17 protein-coding genes are annotated in these 22,137 nt (G+C 67.4%); 10 read left to right on the top strand and 7 right to left on the bottom strand.

Annotated elements, in window-relative coordinates; genetic code table 11:
- Positions 1 to 13: 13 nt before the first annotated feature.
- Both G0D83_RS20070 and metH read left to right on the top strand, forming a co-directional pair.
- A complete protein-coding gene (locus G0D83_RS20070) occupies positions 14 to 2,368 on the top strand; it encodes a TRAP transporter large permease subunit (protein WP_164196517.1) in 2,355 nt (784 codons plus the stop codon).
- Positions 2,369 to 2,564: 196 nt separating this feature from the next.
- The gene (gene metH, locus G0D83_RS20065) at positions 2,565 to 6,335 is read left to right on the top strand and encodes a methionine synthase (RefSeq protein WP_164196516.1); all 3,771 of its coding nucleotides are present in this window, start codon (positions 2,565 to 2,567) and stop codon (positions 6,333 to 6,335) included.
- Positions 6,336 to 6,475: 140 nt separating this feature from the next.
- Here the strand turns inward: metH and G0D83_RS20060 are convergent, their stop codons facing one another.
- The 3 genes from G0D83_RS20060 to G0D83_RS20050 all read right to left on the bottom strand — a co-directional run bounded on the left by G0D83_RS20060 (position 6,476) and on the right by G0D83_RS20050 (position 10,876).
- Complete coding sequence (locus tag G0D83_RS20060) at positions 6,476 to 7,555, bottom strand: 2Fe-2S iron-sulfur cluster-binding protein (RefSeq protein WP_164196515.1); 1,080 nt, start codon at positions 7,553 to 7,555, stop codon at positions 6,476 to 6,478.
- Entirely contained in the window at positions 7,555 to 8,790 is a 1,236-nt protein-coding gene (locus tag G0D83_RS20055) for an aromatic ring-hydroxylating dioxygenase subunit alpha (RefSeq protein ID WP_164196514.1), read from the bottom strand. The genes G0D83_RS20060 and G0D83_RS20055 overlap by 1 nt, the downstream gene beginning before the upstream one ends.
- Positions 8,791 to 9,244: 454 nt before the next feature.
- On the bottom strand, positions 9,245 to 10,876 hold the full coding sequence (locus tag G0D83_RS20050) for a thiamine pyrophosphate-binding protein (RefSeq protein ID WP_164196513.1): 1,632 nt from the start codon (positions 10,874 to 10,876) through the stop codon (positions 9,245 to 9,247).
- 166 nt (positions 10,877 to 11,042) lie between these two features.
- On the opposite strand from G0D83_RS20050, the gene G0D83_RS20045 reads away from it, so the two are divergent.
- Positions 11,043 to 11,513: an Lrp/AsnC family transcriptional regulator gene (locus G0D83_RS20045; protein WP_164196512.1), complete on the top strand. Its 471-nt coding sequence runs from the start codon at positions 11,043 to 11,045 to the stop codon at positions 11,511 to 11,513.
- A 117-nt stretch (positions 11,514 to 11,630) separates the two neighbouring features.
- Positions 11,631 to 12,635 carry a tRNA dihydrouridine(20/20a) synthase DusA gene (gene dusA / locus G0D83_RS20040; protein WP_370457280.1) on the top strand — a complete coding sequence of 335 codons (1,005 nt, stop codon included), beginning with the start codon at positions 11,631 to 11,633 and terminating at the stop codon, positions 12,633 to 12,635.
- A 6-nt stretch (positions 12,636 to 12,641) separates the two neighbouring features.
- Here the strand turns inward: dusA and G0D83_RS20035 are convergent, their stop codons facing one another.
- From G0D83_RS20035 to ccmI, 3 genes are all read right to left on the bottom strand, one after another.
- Positions 12,642 to 12,860 carry a DUF1289 domain-containing protein gene (locus G0D83_RS20035; RefSeq protein ID WP_164196511.1) on the bottom strand — a complete coding sequence of 73 codons (219 nt, stop codon included), beginning with the start codon at positions 12,858 to 12,860 and terminating at the stop codon, positions 12,642 to 12,644.
- Positions 12,860 to 13,333, bottom strand: coding sequence for a Holliday junction resolvase RuvX (ruvX, locus tag G0D83_RS20030; RefSeq protein WP_164196510.1), 474 nt, complete (start codon positions 13,331 to 13,333; stop codon positions 12,860 to 12,862). Before ruvX ends, G0D83_RS20035 begins: the two co-directional genes overlap by 1 nt.
- A gap of 111 nt (positions 13,334 to 13,444) precedes the next feature.
- Entirely contained in the window at positions 13,445 to 14,719 is a 1,275-nt protein-coding gene (gene ccmI / locus G0D83_RS20025; protein WP_164196509.1) for a c-type cytochrome biogenesis protein CcmI, read from the bottom strand.
- A gap of 241 nt (positions 14,720 to 14,960) precedes the next feature.
- On the opposite strand from ccmI, the gene G0D83_RS20020 reads away from it, so the two are divergent.
- Positions 14,961 to 16,205, top strand: a complete 1,245-nt coding sequence (locus G0D83_RS20020; protein ID WP_108965328.1) for a sarcosine oxidase subunit beta family protein — start codon at positions 14,961 to 14,963, stop codon at positions 16,203 to 16,205.
- Between the two features lie 32 nt (positions 16,206 to 16,237).
- Here the strand turns inward: G0D83_RS20020 and G0D83_RS20015 are convergent, their stop codons facing one another.
- Positions 16,238 to 16,663, bottom strand: coding sequence for a hypothetical protein (locus tag G0D83_RS20015; RefSeq protein ID WP_164196508.1), 426 nt, complete (start codon positions 16,661 to 16,663; stop codon positions 16,238 to 16,240).
- A gap of 296 nt (positions 16,664 to 16,959) precedes the next feature.
- Here G0D83_RS20015 and G0D83_RS20010 point away from each other — a divergent pair, with 296 nt between their 5' ends.
- The 5 genes from G0D83_RS20010 (at position 16,960) to G0D83_RS19990 (ending at position 22,102) form a co-directional block, all read left to right on the top strand.
- Positions 16,960 to 17,355 carry a hypothetical protein gene (locus tag G0D83_RS20010; protein WP_108965332.1) on the top strand — a complete coding sequence of 132 codons (396 nt, stop codon included), beginning with the start codon at positions 16,960 to 16,962 and terminating at the stop codon, positions 17,353 to 17,355.
- 144 nt (positions 17,356 to 17,499) lie between these two features.
- Entirely contained in the window at positions 17,500 to 17,823 is a 324-nt protein-coding gene (locus G0D83_RS20005) for a sarcosine oxidase subunit delta (RefSeq protein ID WP_164196507.1), read from the top strand.
- A gap of 82 nt (positions 17,824 to 17,905) precedes the next feature.
- Positions 17,906 to 20,944, top strand: coding sequence for a sarcosine oxidase subunit alpha family protein (locus G0D83_RS20000; protein WP_164196506.1), 3,039 nt, complete (start codon positions 17,906 to 17,908; stop codon positions 20,942 to 20,944).
- A complete protein-coding gene (locus G0D83_RS19995; RefSeq protein ID WP_164196505.1) occupies positions 20,937 to 21,521 on the top strand; it encodes a sarcosine oxidase subunit gamma in 585 nt (194 codons plus the stop codon). The genes G0D83_RS20000 and G0D83_RS19995 overlap by 8 nt, the downstream gene beginning before the upstream one ends.
- Before the next feature lie 74 nt (positions 21,522 to 21,595).
- Entirely contained in the window at positions 21,596 to 22,102 is a 507-nt protein-coding gene (locus G0D83_RS19990) for a hypothetical protein (RefSeq protein ID WP_164196504.1), read from the top strand.
- Positions 22,103 to 22,137 lie beyond the last annotated feature (35 nt).

Genomic DNA, 22,137 nt, shown 5'->3' with positions numbered 1-22,137 from the left:
GGGACATAGGTAAATGCTATTCGGACTCGATGGCGTCGAGATCGGCCTGATCATCGTCTTTCTCACGCTTTTCTCGGCGATCCTTTCCGGCTTCCCGGTGGCCTTTGCCATCGGCGGGGCGGGGGTGATCTCCTTCTTCATCATCGCGGCGCTCGACAGCGCCGGCCTGCTCGTGCACCAGGCCATCGACACCGGCTCCGAGGCTTATCGGACGCTGGTTGCAAGCGGCGTGCGCGAGGATGCCATATCCATCTTCCGCTACCCGGACCTGCCACGCTACGCGATGCCAGTCTTCGACCGTGGCTGGGAAGTGGCGCTCGACCGCAACGTTTCGTTCATCGTCAACCGCATCAACGAGCGGGTCATCGCGGGCCAGTCCATCGAGACGCTGCTCGCGGTGCTGATGTTCGTGATGATGGGCATCGTGCTGGAACGCTCGAAGATCGCCAACGACCTGCTGACCACCATGGCGCGCGTCTTCGGACCGCTGCCGGGCGGCCTTGCGGTGTCGATCGTGGTCGTCGGCGCGTTCCTCGCGGCCTCCACCGGCATCGTCGGCGCAACCGTGGTGACCATGGGCCTGCTGGCGCTGCCGACCATGCTGCGCAACAACTACTCGCCCGAGCTGGCGACGGGTGTCATCGCCGCCTCGGGCACGCTCGGCCAGATCATCCCGCCGTCGATTGTCATCGTTCTGCTGGGCACGCTCGCCGGGGACCTCTACGCCACGGCACAGGAAGACCGCGCGCAGCTTGCGGGCTGCACCGACGCGCTGACCCTGCTGGGCGAGCCGGCGGTGGTTTCCGTGGGCACGCTTTTCCAGGCGGCGCTGCTGCCGGGCATTCTGCTGGCGGTGCTCTACGCGCTTTATGCCTTTGGCTTTGCCATGTTCCGCCCGCAGTCCGCGCCTCCGGTGCAGATCGAAGGCGGCGGCGGCGAGCCGGTGACCCGCGGTGAGGCCTTCACCTGGTACCTCGGCGTTCCGGCGCTGCTGATCGTCGGCACCATCGTGCTCGGTCAGATGGGCGTGGTGGGCTCGCAGTCGACGCGGATCGACAGCTACTCCGACAGCGGCCAGATGGCCTCGCTGCGCACCAACGTCGGCCCCGAGTGCCAGGCGGCGATGATCGACCTGCACGGCCAGGAGGCCTGGGACACGGCGGTTGCCGAGCAGCAGGCCATCGACGAGGCCGGCGGCGTGGAGCAATCGCACCGTCTCAGCCCCGAGGAGATCGACGCGGCGCGCGCTGCCAAGATCGCCAATGCCGCCCCCATCGGCACCGGCCTCGCGGTGATCGCGGTGATCCTCGGCATCGTGCTGGCCTGGGCGCGGGCGGTCTCGCCGTCTTCTGATCCCAGGCCGCTGCTCATCGGTGCGGGCGGGATCGTGCTCGGCCTGCTGGTGGATGTGCTCTTCATCCATCCCAACACCTCGCCGCTGGCGACGGTGCTGATGATGCTGATCCCTTGGGCGATCTCCTTCTGGGCCGCAGGCAAGGCGGCGGCAATGCTGGCGAAGAACGATCTCATCCGCGTGGTCTTCCCGCCGCTGGTGCTGATCGTCGCGGTGCTGGGCTCGATCCTCGGCGGCATCACCAACCCGACGCCCGCCGCGGCGCTCGGTGCGGCCGGTGCGATCATGCTCGCGGCCTACCGCAAGCTGAACGAGGACGGCCGCTCGCCCAAGATCATCCTGATGTCGACCTTCGCGGTTGCGATCATGCTCCTCATCGGGATGAACTTCGACCTGCGGGTCGGCACCGAGGGCGCCAATTACGAAACCTGGATCGCCTTCTTGGTGGCGCAGGCGGCGTATCTCTATGCGCTTTTCGGGCTGCTGTTCGCCTGCTGGGTGCTCTTCAAGGCAGGGGTGCTGACCCCGGCGGTGCGCGAGACGGCGAAGGTGACCTCAATGGTCTTCACCATCCTCGTGGCCTCGCAGCTGCTGAACCTGGTGGTGATCTCCTTCGGCGGCGAGCACTACATCCAGAGCTTCCTGAAAAGCTTCGATGACGAGCACAAGGTCTTCCTGATCGTCATGTTGGTGCTGTTCATCCTCGGCTTCGTGCTCGACTTCCTCGAGATCATCTACATCGTGGTGCCGATCGTCGGCCCGGTGATCTACGGCGGCAGCTTCGATCCGAAGTGGGTGACCATCATGATCGCGGTCAACCTGCAGACCTCGTTCCTCACGCCGCCTTTTGGCTTCGCGCTGTTCTACCTGCGCGGCGTGGCCCCGGCCTCGGTGACCACTGGGCACATCTACCGTGGGGTCATCCCCTTCGTGCTGATCCAGGTGGCGGGGCTTGCGCTGCTGTGGTTCGCACCGGGCATCGTGACAATCGTGCCGGACCTGATCCCGAACTGATCGGGCAGGCATGAGACAAGGAAGGGGCGGGCCGTTGGGTCCGCCCCTTTGCGTTGCAGAGGCACACCCCCCGGTCGGCGATGTGCCACTTCTTGAGCCGGTTTCATGATAACGATGATTATTATGAGATGGCCCTCAGAGGCCCGGATCGCTAGAGACGGCGCAACCAATGCTTGCCCCACGCCCGGAGTCCGTCATGTCTGCTTCCCTTCCGACCCGCTCTGCGGTCTTCGACCGTCTCGAGGCCGCCGCGCGCGAGCGCATCCTGATCCTCGACGGGGCCATGGGCACGCAGATCCAGAAGCTCGGCCTCTCGGAGGGGGATTTCCAGGGCTGCGGCGGCGGGGCCTGCACCTGCCACCTGCCGCATTCGAGCGACAAGCCGCAGCAGGGCAACAACGACCTGCTGAACCTGACGCGCCCCGGCGCGATCGAGGAGATCCACTTTCAATACGCCATGGCGGGCGCCGATATCGCCGAGACCAACACCTTCTCGTCGACCACCATCGCGCAGGCCGATTACGACATGCAGGCGGCGGTCTATGACCTGAACTTCGAGGGCGCGCGGCTGGCGCGCAAGGCCATGGACCGGGCCGAGGCCGAGGACGGCCGCGCGCGCTTCGTCGCCGGCGCGCTCGGACCGACCAACCGTACCGCCTCGATCAGCCCCGACGTGAACAACCCCGGCTACCGCGCGGTGACCTTCGATCAGCTGCGCGAGGCCTATGCCCAGCAGGCGCGGGCGCTCATCGACGGCGGCGTCGACATCCTGCTGATCGAGACGATCTTCGACACGCTGAACGCCAAGGCCGCGATCTTCGCCTGCGAGGAGGTCTTCGCGGAGCGCGGCGAGCGGCTGCCGGTGATGATCTCGGGCACGATCACCGACCTTTCGGGCCGGACACTGTCGGGCCAGACGCCGACCGCCTTCTGGCACTCGGTGCGCCATGCCGAGCCGCTGACCATCGGTCTGAACTGCGCGCTCGGGGCCAATGCCATGCGCCCGCACCTTGCAGAGCTCTCGTCGGTCGCCGACACGCTGATCTGCGCCTATCCCAACGCCGGCCTGCCCAACGAGATGGGCGAATATGACGAGACGCCCGAGCAGATGGCCGAGCAGGTCGCCGGCTTTGCCCGCGACGGGCTGGTGAACATCGTCGGCGGCTGCTGCGGCTCGACCTTCGAGCACATTCGCGCCATCGCGAAGGCCGTGGCGGACTACAAGCCGCGCGCGATCCCCGAGCATATCCCGCAGATGCGCCTTTCGGGGCTGGAGCCCTTCACGCTCACCGACACGATCCCCTTCGTCAACGTCGGCGAGCGGACCAATGTCACCGGCTCGGCCAAGTTCCGCAAGCTCATCACCAATGGCGATTACGCCACCGCGCTCGAGGTTGCGCTGAACCAAGTCGAGAACGGCGCGCAGGTGATCGACATCAACATGGACGAGGGGCTCATCGACTCCAAACAGGCGATGATCGAGTTCCTCAACCTCATCGCCGCCGAGCCCGACATCGCCCGCGTGCCGATCATGATCGACAGCTCCAAATGGGAGGTGATCGAGGCGGGCCTGCAGTGCGTGCAGGGCAAGTCCATCGTCAACTCGATCTCGCTGAAGGAAGGCGAGGAGAGCTTCCTGCATCAGGCGCGTCTCTGCCGCGCCTATGGGGCGGCCGTGGTGGTCATGGCCTTTGACGAGACCGGCCAAGCCGACACCGAGGACCGCAAGGTCGAGATCTGCCAGCGCGCCTACAAGATCCTCACCGAAGAAGTGGGCTTCCCGCCCGAGGACATCATCTTCGATCCCAACGTCTTTGCCGTCGCCACCGGCATCGAGGAGCATGACAACTACGGCGTCGATTTCATCGAGGCCACCCGCCGCATCACCGAGACCTGCCCACACGTCCATATCTCTGGCGGCGTATCGAACCTGTCGTTCTCGTTCCGGGGCAACGAGCCGGTGCGCGAGGCGATGCATGCGGTGTTCCTCTATCATGCCATCCAGAACGGTATGGACATGGGCATCGTCAACGCCGGCCAGCTGGCGGTCTACGACCAGATCGACGCCAGGCTGCGCGAGGCCTGCGAGGATGTGGTGCTGAACCGCACGCCCGCCAACGGCGGCACGGCGACCGAGAACATGCTGGAGCTGGCCGAGGAATACCGCGGGCAGGGCGGCGCCAAGGGCCGTGAAAAGGACATGAGCTGGCGCGAGCTGCCGGTCGAAAAACGCCTCGAGCACGCGCTGGTCAACGGCATCACCGAGTTCATCGACGCCGACACCGAGGAAGCCCGGCAGGCCGCCGAGCGCCCGCTGCACGTCATCGAGGGGCCGCTCATGGCCGGGATGAACGTGGTCGGCGATCTCTTTGGCGCGGGCAAGATGTTCCTGCCGCAGGTGGTGAAATCGGCCCGCGTGATGAAGCAGGCTGTGGCCGTGCTGCTGCCCTACATGGAAGAGGAAAAGCGCCTGAGCGGCGGCGATGGCCGCGAGAGCGCCGGCAAGGTGTTGATGGCCACGGTGAAGGGCGACGTGCACGACATCGGCAAGAACATCGTCGGCGTCGTGCTGGCCTGCAACAACTACGAGATCATCGACCTTGGCGTCATGGTCCCGGCCGAGAAGATCCTCGCCACGGCACGCGAGCGGAACGTCGACGTGATCGGTCTTTCGGGACTCATCACCCCGTCGCTCGACGAGATGGTGCATGTGGCCTCGGAAATGGAGCGGCAGGGCTTCGACATCCCGCTGCTGATCGGCGGCGCGACCACCAGCCGGGTGCATACGGCGGTGAAGATCCACCCGCGCTACGGTGCCGGTCAGGCGGTGCACGTCAACGACGCCTCGCGCGCGGTGGGCGTGGTCTCGTCGCTGCTCTCGCCGGTGCAAAAGCCCGCCTATGTCGCCAACGTGCAGAGCGAATACGCCGATGTCGCCGAGAAGCACGCGCGCGCCGAGCTGGCCAAGAAGCGCCTGCCGCTGGAGGCCGCCCGCGCCAATGCGCTGAAGCTCGAGTTCACGCCGCAGCACGCGCCGAGCTTCCTCGGCACCAAGGCGTTCGACGACTGGGACCTTGCCGAGCTGGCGCGCTACATCGACTGGACGCCGTTCTTCCAGACCTGGGAGATGAAGGGCGTCTACCCGAAGATCCTCGACGACGAGAAGCAGGGCGAGGCGGCGCGGGCGCTGTTTGCCGACGCGCAGGCGATGCTGAAGAAGATCATCGAAGAGAAATGGTTCAACCCGCGCGCCGTGGTCGGCTTCTGGCCCGCAAACGCCGTGGGCGATGACATCCGCCTCTACAAGGACGAGAGCCGCGCCGAAGAGCTTGCGACCTTCTTCACCCTGCGCCAGCAGACCGCCAAGCGCGGTGACCGGCCCAACGTGGCGATGTCGGATTTCGTGGCGCCCGAGGGCACGCCGGACTATCTCGGCGGCTTCGTGGTGACGGCGGGCATCGAGGAAGAGCGCATCGCCAAGGAGTTCGAGGCCGAGAACGACGACTATTCGTCGATCCTCGTGAAGGCACTGGCCGACCGGTTCGCCGAGGCGTTTGCCGAGCGCATGCACGAGATGGTGCGCCGCGAGCTCTGGGGCTACGCGCCAGACGAGGCCTGCACCCCCGAGGAGCTGATCGCCGAGAAATACGCCGGTATCCGCCCCGCGCCGGGCTATCCCGCGCAGCCCGACCACACCGAGAAGACCACGCTGTTCGATCTGCTGGACGCGACCAATGCCACCGGCGTCGAACTGACCGAGAGCTACGCCATGTGGCCGGGCTCGTCGGTGTCGGGGCTCTATATCGGACACCCGGAGAGCTACTACTTCGGCGTCGCCAAGGTCGAGCGCGATCAGGTCGAGGATTACGCGGCGCGCAAGGGCATGCCGGTGGCGGAGGCCGAGCGCTGGCTTGCGCCGATCCTCAACTACGTGCCGGGCGGTGTGGCTGTCGTGGCCGCCGAGTAAAGGCCGGGCGTGCGCCGGGCGGGCAGGCGCTCACCCGGCGGCCTCGCCTTGAGGCGGCACGGTTCATCCCCCCGACAGTGACGCGAAAGGCCGCCGCGATCTCTCGCGGCGGCCTTGCAATTTGCGTCCGAAGCAGCCCGTCAGGCCTCGACTTCGACCTTGCCGATGGGGTGCGAACAGCAGGCCAGCACGTAGCCGTCGGCGATGTCGTCCTCGGTGATGCCGCCGTTGTGCACCATGTGCACCTGGCCCGAGGTCTTCTTGATCTTGCAGGTCCCGCAGACGCCGAAGGTGCACCCCGAGGGAATGTTGAGCCCGGCCGCACGCGCGGTGGCGAGGATGGTGTCGGTTTCCTTGCAGGTCTGGACGACACCGGAGGTCGCGAAGCTGACCTCGGCCTTCGCGTCCTCGGGCACGACGTCGCCCTCGGTCGCATCGCGGTCTTCCTCCTCCAGCGAGGGCTGGAAGCTCTCCTGGTGGTAGTGGTCCATGTCGAACCCGAGGCCGGCCAGCGCGTCGCGCACCGCCTGCATGAAGGGCTCGGGACCGCAGCAGAAGACCTCGCGCTCGAGGTAGTCGGGCGCGGTCAGGCCCAGCATGAGCTGGTTGAACATCCCCTTGTAGCCGGTCCAGGGCTGGAAGCGGTCGCCTTCCTCCACCACCCAGCGCAGCTCGATGCCGTCAATGCGGCTGGCGATATGCTCGAGCCGCTCGCGGAACACGATGTCAGAGGGGCGCTTGGCGCAGTTCACGAAGACCACGTCGGGAATACGCCCGAGGTCGTACATATAGGTGACCATCGACATCATCGGAGTGATGCCCGAGCCCGCCGAGATGAACAGGAACTTCGCCGCCGGGTGATGGTGCGAGGTGAAATGCCCCGCCGGTCCGAGCGCCTTGATCCGCATCCCGGGGCGCAGGTTGTCGAGCATCCAGCGCGTGCCGATGGAATTGGGCTGCGCCTTTACCGTCACGGTGATCGACAGCGGCCGCGACGGCGAGGAGGAGATCGTGTAGGTCCGGTAGAGCGGCCCGCCCGGCACCGGCAGTTCGAGCGTGACGAACTGGCCGGGCAGGTAGGAAAACAGCGCGCCCGAAGGGGCCACGAAGCAGAAGGTGCAGACGTTCGGCGCCTCGGGGATGACCGAGACGCATTCGAGCATCTCGGCATCGTTCCAGTAGCGCACGGCGGCAGAAAGCAGGGAGCTGTCCGCCGCCATTATTCTGCGGCCATTCGTGTGGGGGCGAGACGCTTGCCGAGCGTGGTGCAATACCAGTCGACAAACTGGTTCACCCCGTCCTCGTGGCTGGCCGAATAGGGGCCGGGCTCATAGGCGGGCGAGTTGATGCCCTGCTGGTTGTCCTCGACCACGGTGCGGTCCTCGTCGTTGGTGTGTTCCCAGACGGTGATGAGGTTTTCCAGATCGTAATCCACGCCCTCGACCGCGTCCTTGTGCACGAGCCAGGTGGTCTGCACCTCGGTCTCGGTCGGGCTGATCGGGGTCACGCGGAAAGTGATCGAATGATCCGACAGGAAGTGGTTCCAGGTGGTCGGGTAGTGATACTTGAGCAGCGTACCGGCATCGAGGAAGGGGACCCGGCCAAGGCGCTTCTGCACCGCGATCTTGCCGTTCATCGTGTAGCTCTCGGCGCCATCGAGCAGCGGCATCCGCGCGAGGCGATACTGGCCGTCCTCGGACAACCGGAAGCGCGACGGGGCGCCTGCAGCCTCGAGCCGGTTGAAATGCGCCTCGACCTTGGGCGGGAAGGTGCCGTCGGCGGAGACTCCGGTGATCGTGGGATCCTCGGGATAGGTGCGGCAGAGCGACGGGTGGTTGCCGGCGCAGTGGTAGCACTCGCGGTTGTTCTCCCAGACGAGCTTCCAGTTGCCGTTCTCGATGATGGTGGACTGATGCGCCACCTTGGCCTCGCTGAGGTCGTGCACGGCGAGGTAGGGCTCGGCCATCTTGGCGAAGGTGTCGAAATCGGGCGCCTCGTCGGCAAGGCAGATGTACACGAGGCCGGCGACCTCGCGGCAATGCACCGGTTTCAGACCATGCGCCGAGGCGTCGAAATCGCTGCCCATGTCGCGCGCCCAGAGCAGGCGGCCGTCAAGCTCGTAGGTCCACTGGTGATACGGGCAGACCAGCTTGGCGACCTGACCCGAGGCGGCCTTGCAGATCACCGAGCCGCGATGGCGGCAGGTGTTGTGGAAGGCGCGCACCGAGCCGTCCGGCCCGCGCACGATCACCACGCGATAGGGGCCGACCTTCTGTGTCACGTAGCTGCCGGTCTTCGGCAGCGCCACCACGGGCGTGGCGAAGAGCCATTCGCGGTACCAGATCTGCTCGAGATCCTGCGCGTAGATGCCGGGATCGGTGTAGAAGGCCTGTTCGAGGGCGTGGCCGGGCTTGCGGCGGCTCAGCAGGTCGAGGGTCGTGGCGTCAGCAGTCATGGCCGAACTCCGTAGGCCGGGCGCAGGGCCCGTGCGGGTCTCATGCGGAGAAGCGGCCGGCGTCCGGCCTTTCCTCCACGGTGGTGCGTCCCGCCGAGCCGGCCCGTCTGCGCGCTGAAATCGCGTCGCGAAAGTCGGGCCGGATCGGGCGATCTACGGCAAGGAATATCGTGCCCGCGACGATTCTGAGGGCTGGATGCGACATCGTGGGTTTCGAAACAGACTTGCCGCAGAATTCCGCGCCGGGGTGTTTCTGCGTTGCAGCAGGTGCTGCCTGAAAATACGGCAGAGTTGAATCGTTTTGCTGTGGGGGCAGGGTGTTGCCACGGCAGGTCCGGTGGCTGCTTGCGCAGCAGCCGCGCGGCTCATGCAGTGGCCGGGCGTGAGGAAGTTGCGCCCGGCAACAGTGGGGGCAGCGTCCCGCCGGACTGCGACGCTGCCTGACCGGTTCGGATCAGATGCGCATGCGCGGGACGTCGTTCGGATCGAGGCGCAGCTCGATCAGAAGAGGGCGATCGCGGGTCTCGATGGCGTCGATGGCGGCCTGCAGCTCGTCGTCCGAGCGCACGAGGATGCCCTTGCCGCCGAGCGAGGTTGCCACCTCGGCAAAGCAGGGCCAGTCGAACTGTGTGAGGCCCGGGTCCATCTTGCGGTCGATGAACTGGATGTGTTCGGCGCCATAGGCGCTGTCGTTGCACAGGATCACCACCATGTCCTGCTTGAGCCGCACCGCGGTGTTGAACTCGCCAAGACCGCCCATCATGAACCCCCCGTCGCCGGAGAAGAGCACCACCGGCCGGTCGGGCGCCGCCACAGCGGCGCCGATTGCCTCCTGCAGGCCGAGCCCGATGGAGCCGAAGTTGGCGGTGACCACGAAGCTGCGCGGATCGGGGGCCGAGATGCGGCACCAGACCTCGGTCATGAAGCGACCGCCGTCGGTGACGAGAATGCGGTCCTTGGGCAGGGCCTCTTCCAGCCGCTCGAGCGCCGCCACGTAGTTGACGCTGGCCTCGGGGGTCTTGTTGACGCGCGCGGGCGGATGGCGGCGCAACTCCTCGCCGTTCAGCTCGGCGGTAAAGCGGCTGCCGGGTATCTCGGCCTCGTCGAGCCAATGCACGAAATTGTCGGCGGTGAGCCCCGCGTCGGCGATCAGCGCGGCGTCGGGGTGCAGGGTTCGGCCGATGGCGCTGCGGTCGCAGTCGATCTGCACCAGCCGCTTGCCCGCCAGCAGCTTGCCGCGGTCGGTGGTGAACTCGTGCAGCGACGCGCCGAAGCTGATGATGCAGTCGGACTTGCCGATGACGTCATAGGCAGCAGGGGTGCTCAGCGTGCCGAAGATGTCGATGTCATGCGGGTGGCCGCGGAACAGCCCCTTGGCCTTGAGCGTGGTGGCAAGCGGCGCCTCGAGCCGGTCGGCGAGGCGGATGATCTGTTCGCGGGCGTCATACGCCCCGGCTCCGGCGAGGATCATCGGCCGCCGCGCGCTGGCGATCATGCCGATCGCCTCGTCAAGCGCCTCGCCTTCGGGCACGAAGCTGCGGGTCTCGAAAACGCTGAGCACGTAGGGCTCATAGGGGGCTTCCTGCCACATGAACTCGGCGGGCATGTTGAGCACGATGGGACGACGCTCGACCTTGGCGCGGTAGAAAGCGCGCGCGACATCGCGCACCGCCAGCTCGGGCGAGCGCATCTGCTCGAAGCCGGCGCCGGTCGAGAGCACGACGGCGCGTTGGTCGATGCCCTGCAGGTGGCGCGGGTTGGCGACCGGCGTGTCGCCCGCCAGCAGCACCATCGGGATCTGGCCACGCGCACCCTCGGTCAGCGCGGTCACGCAATTGGTCAGGGCAGGGCCATGAGTGACCGTGGCGACGCCCACCTTGCCGGCGACATGCGCGTAGGCCAGCGCCATCAGCACCGAGCTTCCCTCATGCGCCGCAGGCACGAAACGCCCGCCGCAGCCACGCGCGAAATGATCGGCGATGAAGAGGTTGGCGTCGCCCATCAGGCCGAACATCGTGTCGATCCCATGGTCATGTACCGCTTGCGCGATGGCCTGATGCACATGGGTGGGGCCGGCGTCGAACATCTTCTCACTCCCGTTTGTCATGGGCGCATGATAGCGCGAAGGTGCTGCAAGAGGTGTGCAATTGCATGCAGTGCAAGACGAAGATATGCGTTATGATGCGCATGAAGTGGTGCTACATGCGTGAAACGTGCATCATTAAGTCGAAACCTGCGCGAGGTAACCTACCATGCCGCTCGACCGCTACGACCGCCTGATCCTCGACGCGCTGCAAAAGGACGGGGCGCTCACCAATGCGCAGCTCTCCGAGCGTGTGCATCTCTCGGCCTCGCAATGCTCGCGCCGTCGCGCCGCGCTCGAGTCCGCCGGGGTGATCGAGGGGTACCGTGCCCGGCTCAACGCCGGAAAGCTCGGGCTCGGAATCCGCGTCGTGGTGCGGGTGAACTTGCGCACGCATGCCAAGACCGCCGACATGGACTTCTCGGCCTGGATCGAACGCCAACCCGAGATCCAGGCGGCCTTTTCGGTCTCGGGTGACGCCGACTACGTGCTGCACGTGCGGGCAAGCGATCTCGAGAGCTTCTCGAACTTCCTGCACGAGCGGCTGCTGCTGCGCCCTGACATCGCGCAGGTGCGCTCGGACTTCGTGCTGAAGACGCTGAAGGACAGCGACGCGCTCGACCTGTCAAACCTCGGCTGACCCGGCGGCGGCCTTTGGGGTTCCATTTTTCTGCGCCAGGATGTAGGAGCGCCGCTTGCGACGCCGGAGCGTTCTGGCGGTATGATTGCATGAGCCCAAGGCTGCCGGAGGCCCGACGTGACGACCCCTGAGAAATCGACCCTTCACGCGGCTGCCCGCCTGAGCGTGGCCCCGATGATGGACTGGACTGATCGGCACTGCCGCTACCTGCACCGCATTCTGTCGGGCCAAACGCTGCTCTATACAGAGATGGTCACCTCGCCGGCGCTGGTGCGTGGCGGCGCGCTGCACCTGCTCAAGTTCGACCCTTCGGAGCATCCAGTGGCGCTTCAGCTCGGGGGCTCGGATCCGGTCGAGCTGGCGCAGGCGGCAAAGCTGGGGGCCGAGGCGGGGTATGACGAGATCAACCTCAATTGCGGCTGCCCCTCGGACCGGGTGCAATCGGGCACCTTCGGAGCGGTGCTGATGAAGCACCCCGAACTGGTGGCCGACTGCGTCGCCGCGATGCGCGCCGCCGTCGACGTCGAGGTGACGGTGAAATGCCGCATCGGTGTCGACGAGCAGGAGCCGCGCGAGGTTCTGCCGGACTTTCTTGAGAAGATCGCCGCGGCAGGTTGCGAGAGGGTGACCATCCACGCCCGCAAGGCCTGGCTGCAGGGGCTGAGCCCCAAGGAGAACCGCGATATCCCGCCGCTCGACTACGAGCTCGTGCACGCGATGAAGGCGGCCTTCCCTCAGTTGCACCTGTCGATCAACGGCGGCGTGCAGAGCCTCGAGGAGGCCGAGGCGCATCTGGCGCGTGGGCTCGACGGGGTGATGATCGGCCGCTCGGCCTACCATACCCCCTGGGACGTGCTGGCGGAGGCGGACGCGCGGATCTACGGCAGCGCGCGCGAGACCGTCTCGCCCGACGCGGCTGTCGCCGCGATGGTGCCCTACATCGAGCGTCACATTGCCGACGGCGGGCGGCTGCATCAGGTCACGCGGCACATGCTCGGGCTTTTCGCAGGTCGCCCAGGGGCGCGGAAATGGCGGCAGGTGCTGTCGGAGAAAGCCTCGCGCGAGGGTGCCGGCACAGAGGTGCTGGACGAGGCGCTGGGGCGGATGCGCGAGGCGGCCTGAGCCGCCTCAGCTTTCGCGTTTGAGCCGACCCACCCGGCCGCCGCGGCGCTGGCGGAGCAGCGCCTTTCGCTCGGGCAACTCCTGCATGATGGCGCGGCGTTCTTCCGGGGTGTAGCCCGCCCAGCCGGCGATCTCGTCCAGCGTGCGCAGGCAGCCGGTGCAGAGCCCGCTCTCGCGGTGCACCACGCAGATGTTCACGCAGGGCGTTTCGACAGGCCCGCCCATCAGCCGGTCCGCAGGTGCCGAAGCCGGTCGAGCGCGCCCTGAAGGATGAAGCTCGCGGCCACGTGGTCGATCAGCTCGGCGCGTTTCTTGCGCGACGTGTCGGCCTCGAGCAGCGCGCGCTCGGCAGCGACTGTGGAAAGCCGCTCGTCCCAGAAGCCGATCGGCCCGTCCCAGAGGTTCGACAGGTTGCGCGCGAAGGCGCGGGTGGATTGCGCGCGCGGCCCCTCGGAGCCGTCCATGTTGCGCGGCAGCCCGAGGATGATCCCGCCGATCTCGCGACTCGTGACGATCTTCAGCAGCGCCTCGGCATCGAGGGTGAACTTCTTGCGCTTGATCGTCTCGGTCGGCGTCGCCACCGAGAGCAGCCGGTCCGAGAGCGCCACGCCGATGGTCTTGGTGCCGAGGTCGAGCCCTGCGATGGCCTGCATCGGCGGCAGGGCGGCGGCGAAGTCGGAGATGTCTTCGTGGATCATCGGCGAGGTCCTCTGGGGTGCTGCGCTGTCCCTACCTCAGGCGTGGGTCCGAGGGAAGGGAGCGCCCCGGGACATTACCCCCTGGAAGAAAGGGCGCGCGCGCCGGGCGCGTCACTCGGTGGCAAGACCGGCGCGGGCGGCGCCGGCGCGGACGGTGTCGAGGGCCTCGGGGCGGGTGGCAAAGACCTGCTGGGCCTCGGTCCAGATCGCCGCGGCGCGGTCGGTCTGGCCGAGCACGCCAAGCGCGGTCAGCAGCCGGGCCCATTCCTCGGGGCTTCCGCCCTGGCTGGCGAGGCGCTCGGAGAGCGAGTCGACCATACCCTCGATCATCGCCTGGCGGTCGGCTTCGGACATTTCGGAGGCGGCCTGCACGTCCCCGGCGCTGGGGCCGGGCAGGGCGGGCGGGGTCTCTCCCCGGAGCGCCGCGCTGGCGACATCGGGCAAAGCGTAGTCATTGATCCCGGTGCGGAGCGCCAGCTCGGGGATCTGTGCGGCAATTGCGGGCACCCAGGGTGCGTCGGGCGGGCTGTCCCGCAGCAGCGTGTCCCAGATGCGGAAGGCGCTGTCCGGGCGCCCGGTCTGGGCCATCATCAGACCGCCGTAGTAGCGCGCGACGCCGTTGTGCGGATCGCGCTGCATCACCTCGTCGAGCACGGTCTCGGCCTCGGGCGAAACGTAACCGCCGGCGGCCAGCACGAGCATGTCGGCCAAATCGGCGTAGTCGGAGGCGCTGGCCTCTTCGCCGCGCAGCTCGATCACCCTGCGCTGCGCCGCATGGGCCGCCGGGTAATTGCCAAGCGCCGCCTCGGAGCGGGCGAGCAGCGCCTGACCCTGCAGATCGTCCGGCCGCGCGGCGACGGCCTCGCGCAGGCGGGTGACAAGCTGGGTGTATTCCTCGGGGGCGTCCTCGGGCGGCGGGCTGGCTGCGGAGGCCTCGGCCTCGGCCTGGGAGGGACGGCTGGCGCGCAGCTTCTCGGCGGCCTCGATGCGGGTGCCGAGCGACAGATCGCCGTAGCCCGGCGCGCCGAGCTGCAGGTAGAGCGCGTAGCTGCCGCCGAGCAGCGCGAGCAGCACGAGACCGGCGGCGATGCGGCGCGGGCCGGAGCGGGCGATCCCGGTGCCACGGCCGCCAGGGGCGGGCTGATGCGCGCGGCTGTCGGCGGCCAGGATGCGGCGCGAGACCTCGGTGCGCAGCCGCTCGGCCTCGGCCTCGCCGATGGTGCCGCGGGCGCGGTCGCGGTCGATCTCGGAGAGCTGGTCGCGGTAGACCTTGAGGTCGAACGCCTCGGCCCCGGCGATCTCGGCCTGGCCGCGCAGCAGCGCCAGCAGCAACGGTGCCGAGACAGCCAGAACCGCCAGCGCGGTCACGATCCAGAATGTGGTCATTAAAACTCTCCCGTTCTTGCCATTGTGTAGCCGGGCGGCGCGCGGGAAAAAAGAGGCAAGGGCCGCGGCATTTGGGCCGCTCTCGGGGCTGTGACTCCTGGGCTGGGGGAAACGGATGCGCCGGGGCGCGTCCGTTTCCTGCCGATCGGGCAGGGTGTTGGCGCCCGGGTGGTTGCAGATGGCCTCGGCTCGTGCAGGTATCGGGGAACCCGAAGGGACAACAGGGGCGGATTCGACGATCATGAAACGCTATTCGGTTTTTGCCATTGCCCGCGAGGCCATGCGATACCACACCGGCTGGGGTCGCGCCTGGCGCAAGCCGGACCCCAAGCGGCGCTACCAGGTGGTGATCGTCGGGGCGGGTGGCCACGGGCTCGCCACCGCCTACTACCTCGGCAAGAATTTCGGCATCACCGATGTGGCCATCCTCGAGAAGGGCTGGCTCGGCGGCGGCAACACCGGGCGCAACACCACGATCATCCGCTCGAACTACCTGCAGGATCCCTCGGCAGCGATCTACGAGAAGGCGCGCGCGCTCTACGAGGGGCTGAGCCAGGAGCTCAACTACAACGTCATGTTCAGCCCGCGCGGCGTGATGATGCTGGCGCAGACCGAGCACGAGCTGCGCGGCTATCAGCGCACGGTGCACGCGAACCGGCTGCAGGGGATCGAGACCGAGATGATCGGCCCGCGCGAGGTCAAGCGGCTCTGCCCGATCATGAACGTCGACGGGCCGCGCTACCCGGTGCTGGGCGCGCTGTGGCAGGCGCGCGGCGGCACCGCAAGGCACGACGCCGTGGCCTGGGGCTACGCCCGGGCCTGCTCGGACATGGGCATGGACATCGTGCAGAACTGCGAGGTCACCGCGGTGCGCTCCGAGGGCGGCAAGGTGCAGGGGGTGACCACGACCAAGGGCGAGATAGACTGCGACAAGCTCGGTATCGTGGTGGCGGGGCACTCGGGTGTCATGGCCGAGAAGGCCGGCTTTCGACTGCCCATCGAGTCGGTGGCACTGCAGGCTCTGGTCAGCGAGCCGATCAAGCCCTGCATGGACGTGGTGGTCATGGCCAACACCGTGCATGGCTACATGAGCCAGTCCGACAAGGGCGAGATGGTGATCGGCGGCGGCACAGACGGCTTCGTCAACTACACCCAGCGCGGCTCCTTCCAGCACATCGAGGAGACCGTGCGGGCGCTGACCGAGACCTTCCCGATGATCAGCCGCCTCAAGATGCTGCGGCAATGGGGCGGCATTGTCGATGTGACCGGCGACCGCTCGCCGATCCTGTCGAAGACGCCGCTCGAGAACTGCTATCTCAACTGCGGCTGGGGCACCGGTGGGTTCAAGGCGATCCCCGGCTCGGGCTGGGGCTTCGCCGAGTTGATGGCCAAGGGATATTCACCACTGACCTCCGAGTTCGGCCTCGAGCGCTTCCGCGAGGGGCGGTTCATCGACGAGAGCGTCGCGGCCGGGGTGGCGCATTGAGCGCCCGCGCGAGGGCCGCTGCCGCGCCGGGCTCAGTGCCCGGGCGTGCTGCGCGGCAAGGTGACCGGCAGCGGGCCGGCGAGTTCCATGAGGCCGGCGTGTCCGCCCTGTGCGCCGTGCCCGTCGTTGCAGGGCGGGCGCCAGCTCTGGATGAACTCCTGCGCCACGGCCTGTCGATCCTCGGGCCGCGACAGCGCCACCGCGCCGATGGCATCGAAGCCCAGCTCGTCGGCCCGCGCCCAGGGCCCGCCCGGAAGCTTGTCCCGCGCGAGCCGCGCGCCGAGCGCGCAGGTCTCGCCGACATAGAGGATCTGCGCCTGCACGGCGCGCCCCTCGGGCAGCCGCAACAGCATGTAGACCGCGCCTTCCTCCGCCAGCTCGGTGTCGCGGGTGAACAGCTCCACCGGGTATCGCCGTCCGCGATTGCTGGTCAGGGTCGTTGTCAGAAGTCTGCTCATGGGGCCTCCTCTTGCTCGGGGGTCGTCTTGTTGCCTGCGGGAGCCGCCCGCGACGCGGCGCCGGGGGATCTCCGCCGTTTCGCAAGGATAGGGCCGTTCCGGCTCCAAACAGGGATAGGCGACCACCGGGCGGTGAATTCCACGTGTAAAGCGGCGCCACGCCGGGAATTGAGGCGGGCCGCAGGGGGCTCTGCCTCATCGATAGGCGGAAAACTGAGCATGCCCCGGGGGCGCGGGAACGGGCCACGCGGCATGGACGTTCCACTTCCAGTCACGAAATGCACTGGAGAAGAGCCATGTCCGATTACACCACAGATACGCGCAATACCCGCACACCCCGCCCCGAGCCGCGCCCGGTGCACGACCACACCACAACGACCACGACGACCACGACCAAGAGCGGCGCAGGCGCCGGGATGGCCTTCATCCTCGGCATCGTCGTTGTCGTGCTGGCTGTGCTCGCCTGGGCCATGTTCGGGGGCGATGACGCCGCGACCACGACCGCACCCGCCGATGACGTCAACGTCACGATCGAGGACGGTACCGCGTCTTCCGGCACCGCAGCTCCCGTCGAGACTGCCCCGGCAGAGCAGGCTGCCCCCGTCGAGACCGCTCCGGAAGCCGCGCCCGAGGCTGCTCCCGAGGCTGCTCCGGCCACGGATGGCGCTGCCGAACAGACCGGCGGCAACTGATCCGCGCCGCGCCCCTCGGGGCGTGACGCCGCACACCCTTGGAAGGCCCGGCCCCGTTTTCGCGGCCGGGCCTTTTGCGTGCCCAGCTCTCGCGGCACAAGGTGTCGCGACCACACCCTGTCGAAATCGAAATGGAGAGGCCGCATGCTGATCCTCACCTGTCCCTGTTGCGGCCTCGAGGCTGCGGAGATCGAGCTTGCCCCGGGCGGCGAAGCGCATCTGAAGCGTTTCGGCCCGGGCAGCAGCGATGCGGAACTGGAGGGCTACCTGTTCGCTCGCCACGCGGCGAAGGGGCCGGTGCTGGAACGCTGGCGCCACGCCTATGGCTGCGGCAAGTGGTTCCTCGCGGCGCGCGACAGCGTAACCATGGAGGTCTACGGCACCTATGCTGCGCGGCTCCCCGAGCCGCCCGAGGAGGTGCTCGCCCGGATTCGGGCTCGCCACCCCGGCTGGCAGCTGCCCGCATGAGCCTTCTTCTCTTTCAAAATACGCCCGCGCCCTCCCTCTCAAAGGGATGTGACACCGGGCACACCCGCACGAGGTCCAGCAGATGAGCACCCGTCTGGCCAAGGGCGGCCGTTTTCTCGACCGCTCCCGCAAGATCCGTTTCACCTTCGACGGCGTTGCGATGAGCGGCCATCCCGGCGACACGCTCGCCTCGGCGCTGATCGCCAATGACCACCTTCTGGTGGGGCGCAGCTTCAAGTACCACCGCCCGCGCGGGGTGATCGCCTCGGGCGCGGAGGAGCCGAACGCGCTGGTCGGGCTCGGCGGGGGACCGCGCTTCGAGCCGAACCAGCGCGCGACCACCACCGAGCTCTTCGACGGGCTCACCGCTGAAAGCCAGAACCGCTGGCCGAGCCTCGAGCAGGACGTGGGCGCGGTGAACGCGGCCTTGTCGCGTTTTCTGCCGGCGGGCTTCTACTACAAGACCTTCCTTTGGCCGCGCGCCTTCTGGAAGCACCTCTACGAGCCGTTCATTCGCCGTGCGGCGGGGCTTGGCAAGGCACCGCACCCGGAGAGCCGCGATTCCGACAGCTACGAGCATTTCCATGCCCATGTCGATGTGCTGGTGGTCGGCGGCGGGGTGGCCGGGCTGCTGGCGGCGAAAGTGGCGGCCGAGAGCGGTGCGCAGGTTCTGCTGATCGAGCAGTCCGCGCATTGGGGCGGGCGGGCGCCCGTGGATGGCGGCACGATCGACGGCATGACGCCCGAAGCCTGGATCGCGCAGACATTGGCGGAACTCGACGCGCTGCCGAACCTGCGCCGCGTTGTGCGCTGCATGGGCGCGGCGGTGCAGGACCACGGTTACGTGCTTGGCTACGAGCGGCTGACCGACCACGCGCCGGGCACCATCGGGCCGCGTCACCGGCTCTGGCGGATCCGGGCAAAGCAGATCGTCGCCGCCACCGGTGCCATCGAGCGTCCGCTCAGCTTTGCCGGCAACGACGTGCCGGGGGTGATGCTGGCCTCGGCGATGCGCGATTACGTGGTCAACTACGGCGTGACGCCCGGCCAGCGGGTCGTTCTGCTGACCAACAACGACGATGGCTACCGCACGGCCCTGGTGCTCCACGAGGCGGGTGTCGAGGTGGTTCGCGTGCTCGATGCACGGCCCATGGGCGGCGGCAAGCTGATGGAGCGGGTGCGCGAGATCGGCATCCGCGTCGATCCCGGGCGTGCCATCGCCAAGGTCAGCGGCGGCAAGCGGGTGCGAACGGTGCACAGCTGCCTTGCGGACGGGATGGGCAACGTGCTCGAGGACATCCCCTGCGACGCGGTGGCCATGTCGGGCGGCTGGTCGCCGGTGGTGCATCTTTGGTCCCATTGCGGCGGCAAGCTTCGCTGGGACGAGCCGGGGGCTTTCTTCCGTCCCGATCCCGAGCGCGCGCCCACCGGCGCCGATGGCTCGCCCATGGTCGTCGTGGCGGGCTCGACCAATGGCGAGTTTCCTCTGAGGAACGTGCTTGAAGATGCCGTAAAGGCAGGGAAAAACGTCGCTCTTAAGGTTGGGTGTGAGGTTGGCCAAATAGGGGCACCGGTCGGAGAGTCTGAACCGGAGGCAGCGCTCATGCCGCTCTGGATCGTGCCCGCAAAGGCGACGCCCGACCTGCGGATGAAGGCCTTTCTGGATTACCAGAATGATGTGAAGGTTTCGGACCTCCAGCTTGCCGCCCGCGAGGGCTACGAAAGCGTCGAACACGCCAAGCGCTACACCACTCTGGGTATGGCAACGGATCAGGGTAAGCTCAGCAATATCAATGGTCTTGCGGTGCTTTCTGAGACATTGGGTGAGGCGATTCCACAGGTCGGCACCACCACCTTCAGGCCGCCCTACACGCCGATCTCTTTTGGCGCGATCACCGGCGAGGCGCGGGGCGAGCTGTTCCAGCCCCTGCGCCGCACACCGATGGATGCCTGGCACGACGCCAATGGTGCCCAATGGGAGCCCGTGGGTCACTGGCGCAGACCCTATTGCTATCGCCGTCCCGGCGAGACCACCGAGATGGCGGTGAACCGCGAGATCCTCGCCACCCGCCAGAGCCTTGGCCTGCTCGACGCCTCGACGCTGGGCAAGATCGTGGTGAAAGGGCCGGACGCAGGCAGGTTCCTCGACATGCTCTACACCAACATGATGAGCACCTTGCCGATCGGGAAGTGCCGCTACGGGCTGATGTGCAGTGAAAACGGCTTCCTGATGGACGACGGCGTCGTCGTGCGGCTCGCCGAGGACACATGGCTCTGCCACACCACCACGGGCGGGGCCGACCGGATTCATGCTCACATGGAAGATTGGCTGCAATGTGAATGGTTTGACTGGCGAGTTTACACCGCTAACGTGACCGAGCAATACGCGCAGGTCGCGGTGGTCGGCCCCGAGGCGCGCCGGCTTCTGGAAAAGCTCGGCGGGATGGACGTCTCGAAAGAAGCGCTGCCCTTCATGACCTTCGCCGAAGGCACGCTCGGCGGGTTTCCGGCGCGGGTCTACCGCATCTCCTTCTCGGGAGAGCTGAGCTACGAGGTCGCGGTGCCCGCCCATCTGGGCCGCGCCTTCTGGGGAAGGCTGCTCGAACTGGGCGCGGAATGGGATGTGACTCCCTATGGCACCGAGGCGCTTCACGTGATGCGGGCCGAGAAGGGCTTCATCATGATCGGCGACGAGACCGATGGCACGGTGATCCCGCAGGATCTGAACCTCGGCTGGGCGCTTTCGAAGAAGAAGGACGACTTCCTCGGCAAGCGCGCGCAGGAGCGGGTGCACATGGCCGATCCGAAGCGCTGGAAGCTGGTCGGCCTCGAGACGCCCGACGGCGGCGTGCTGCCAACCGGCGCGCTCGCTCTCGCGCCGGGCAAGAACGCCAACGGTCAGCGCAACACGCAGGGGCGGGTGACCTCCTCCTACTTCTCGCCCACTCTGGGTCGGGGCATCGCCATGGCGCTGGTGCTCGACGGGCCGCAGCGGATGGGCGAGGAGCTCACCTTCACCACCGACGACTACGACGCGGCCGACGAGGCGAAGACGACCTTGAAGGCCACGATCGTCGATCCGGTCTTCTACGATCCCGAGGGGGCAAGAAACGATGCCTGAATCCAGTCTTGAGCCGATGAGCCCGTTGATGGGCGCGGTCTCCCAAGGTGCGCTGACAGTGCGCGAAGAGGGGCCGACGGGGATGATCGCCCTGCGTGGCGACCTTTCCGATCCCGCCTTCACCGCGCCGGTCGAGGCGCTGGCGGGCTGCCGGATTCCGGGCGTCTGGCAATCCAGCGGCAGCGACACCCGCGGGCTGCTGTGGATGTCGCCGGACGAGCTTTTGCTGCTCATGCCCTATGGCGACGCGCGCAGCGCCGCGCCGCAGCTTCAGGCCGAGCTCGACCGGCAGACCGTGTTCGCACTGGTGCAGGACGTGTCGGACATGCGGGTGCGGCTTCGGATCGAGGGTCCGCAGATGCGCGAGGCGCTGGCGCGACTGACGCCCGCCGACGTCTCGCCCTCGGCATTGCCCGTCGGAAGCCTCCGCCGCACCCGCATCGCCCAGGTCGCGGCTGCGATCCACGTGCTCTCGGCCGAGCAGGCTGAGGTCTTCTGCTTCCGGTCCGTGGCAGACTACGCCTTCCGGCTGCTGAGCGGCGCGGCGCGAAATGCGCCTGAATTCGAATATTTCTGAGCCGCCCCGCATTGCACCCGGAGCCCGGCACCCGTAGCGTCGGCCACGGCGACGTTTCAGGAAGGGGCGAACGGATGAGAGTATTTGCGCGGTCCGTTGCCCTCTGCCTGGGCCTTGCGCTTCCGGCGGCGTCGGTGGCGGCGGACTCGGTGCCGGAGCGGCTCTTGCTGGCGGTCGAGGAACCCATAGCGGGCCAACTGGTCTCCAAGCAGTCCGTGGGCTACCTGTGCCAACTCGACGTGCCCTACAGCCAGCGCTGGGTGCCGCCGATCCTGTTCATCGCCCATGATCCCGAAACGGGGCGCGTGGTGATCTCGGATCCCATCGCGCTCTTTCACAACGCCGGGTTGCCGGTGCTTGGCAAGCGCGCCTCCGAGACCGCCGATCGGATCAGCTTTACCTGGAGTTACCCCGTCGGCGTGAACGCGCAGCAGACTCGAAAGATGCTTTATCGCGCCAGCATCGACAAGGCGAGCGGCAGGGCCACGGTCACCGCCATCCCGGCGGGATTTGATTCGGTGTTTCAGGCAGATGGCCGATGCGAGGCGCAGCCGCTCGAAGAGCTGTCCGCACAGCCCTGAGTGCAATGGTACACCATACTTCGCTTGACCTCGCC

It is taken from the genome of Salipiger sp. PrR003, assembly GCF_010500785.1.
GTDB lineage: Bacteria > Pseudomonadota > Alphaproteobacteria > Rhodobacterales > Rhodobacteraceae > Salipiger > Salipiger pacificus_A.
The sequence above is the reverse complement of the archived record's forward strand: the minus strand, read 5'-3'. Positions and strand labels throughout refer to the sequence as shown.

What these genes read in the sequence shown, in the direction of transcription:
- ccmI (WP_164196509.1), bottom strand. Translation starts at nt 14,719, where the DNA reads ATGACCACATTCTGGATCGTGACCGCGCTGGCGGTTCTGGCTGTCTCG.
- G0D83_RS20070 (WP_164196517.1), top strand. Translation starts at nt 14, where the DNA reads ATGCTATTCGGACTCGATGGCGTCGAGATCGGCCTGATCATCGTCTTT.
- G0D83_RS19990 (WP_164196504.1), top strand. Translation starts at nt 21,596, where the DNA reads ATGAGAGTATTTGCGCGGTCCGTTGCCCTCTGCCTGGGCCTTGCGCTT.
- G0D83_RS20035 (WP_164196511.1), bottom strand. Translation starts at nt 12,860, where the DNA reads ATGGGCGGGCCTGTCGAAACGCCCTGCGTGAACATCTGCGTGGTGCAC.
- G0D83_RS20015 (WP_164196508.1), bottom strand. Translation starts at nt 16,663, where the DNA reads ATGAGCAGACTTCTGACAACGACCCTGACCAGCAATCGCGGACGGCGA.
- G0D83_RS20055 (WP_164196514.1), bottom strand. Translation starts at nt 8,790, where the DNA reads ATGACTGCTGACGCCACGACCCTCGACCTGCTGAGCCGCCGCAAGCCC.
- G0D83_RS20050 (WP_164196513.1), bottom strand. Translation starts at nt 10,876, where the DNA reads ATGTTCGACGCCGGCCCCACCCATGTGCATCAGGCCATCGCGCAAGCG.
- ruvX (WP_164196510.1), bottom strand. Translation starts at nt 13,333, where the DNA reads ATGATCCACGAAGACATCTCCGACTTCGCCGCCGCCCTGCCGCCGATG.
- G0D83_RS19995 (WP_164196505.1), top strand. Translation starts at nt 20,937, where the DNA reads ATGCCTGAATCCAGTCTTGAGCCGATGAGCCCGTTGATGGGCGCGGTC.
- G0D83_RS20005 (WP_164196507.1), top strand. Translation starts at nt 17,500, where the DNA reads ATGCTGATCCTCACCTGTCCCTGTTGCGGCCTCGAGGCTGCGGAGATC.
- G0D83_RS20060 (WP_164196515.1), bottom strand. Translation starts at nt 7,555, where the DNA reads ATGGCGGCGGACAGCTCCCTGCTTTCTGCCGCCGTGCGCTACTGGAAC.
- G0D83_RS20010 (WP_108965332.1), top strand. Translation starts at nt 16,960, where the DNA reads ATGTCCGATTACACCACAGATACGCGCAATACCCGCACACCCCGCCCC.
- G0D83_RS20020 (WP_108965328.1), top strand. Translation starts at nt 14,961, where the DNA reads ATGAAACGCTATTCGGTTTTTGCCATTGCCCGCGAGGCCATGCGATAC.
- G0D83_RS20045 (WP_164196512.1), top strand. Translation starts at nt 11,043, where the DNA reads ATGCCGCTCGACCGCTACGACCGCCTGATCCTCGACGCGCTGCAAAAG.
- G0D83_RS20000 (WP_164196506.1), top strand. Translation starts at nt 17,906, where the DNA reads ATGAGCACCCGTCTGGCCAAGGGCGGCCGTTTTCTCGACCGCTCCCGC.
- metH (WP_164196516.1), top strand. Translation starts at nt 2,565, where the DNA reads ATGTCTGCTTCCCTTCCGACCCGCTCTGCGGTCTTCGACCGTCTCGAG.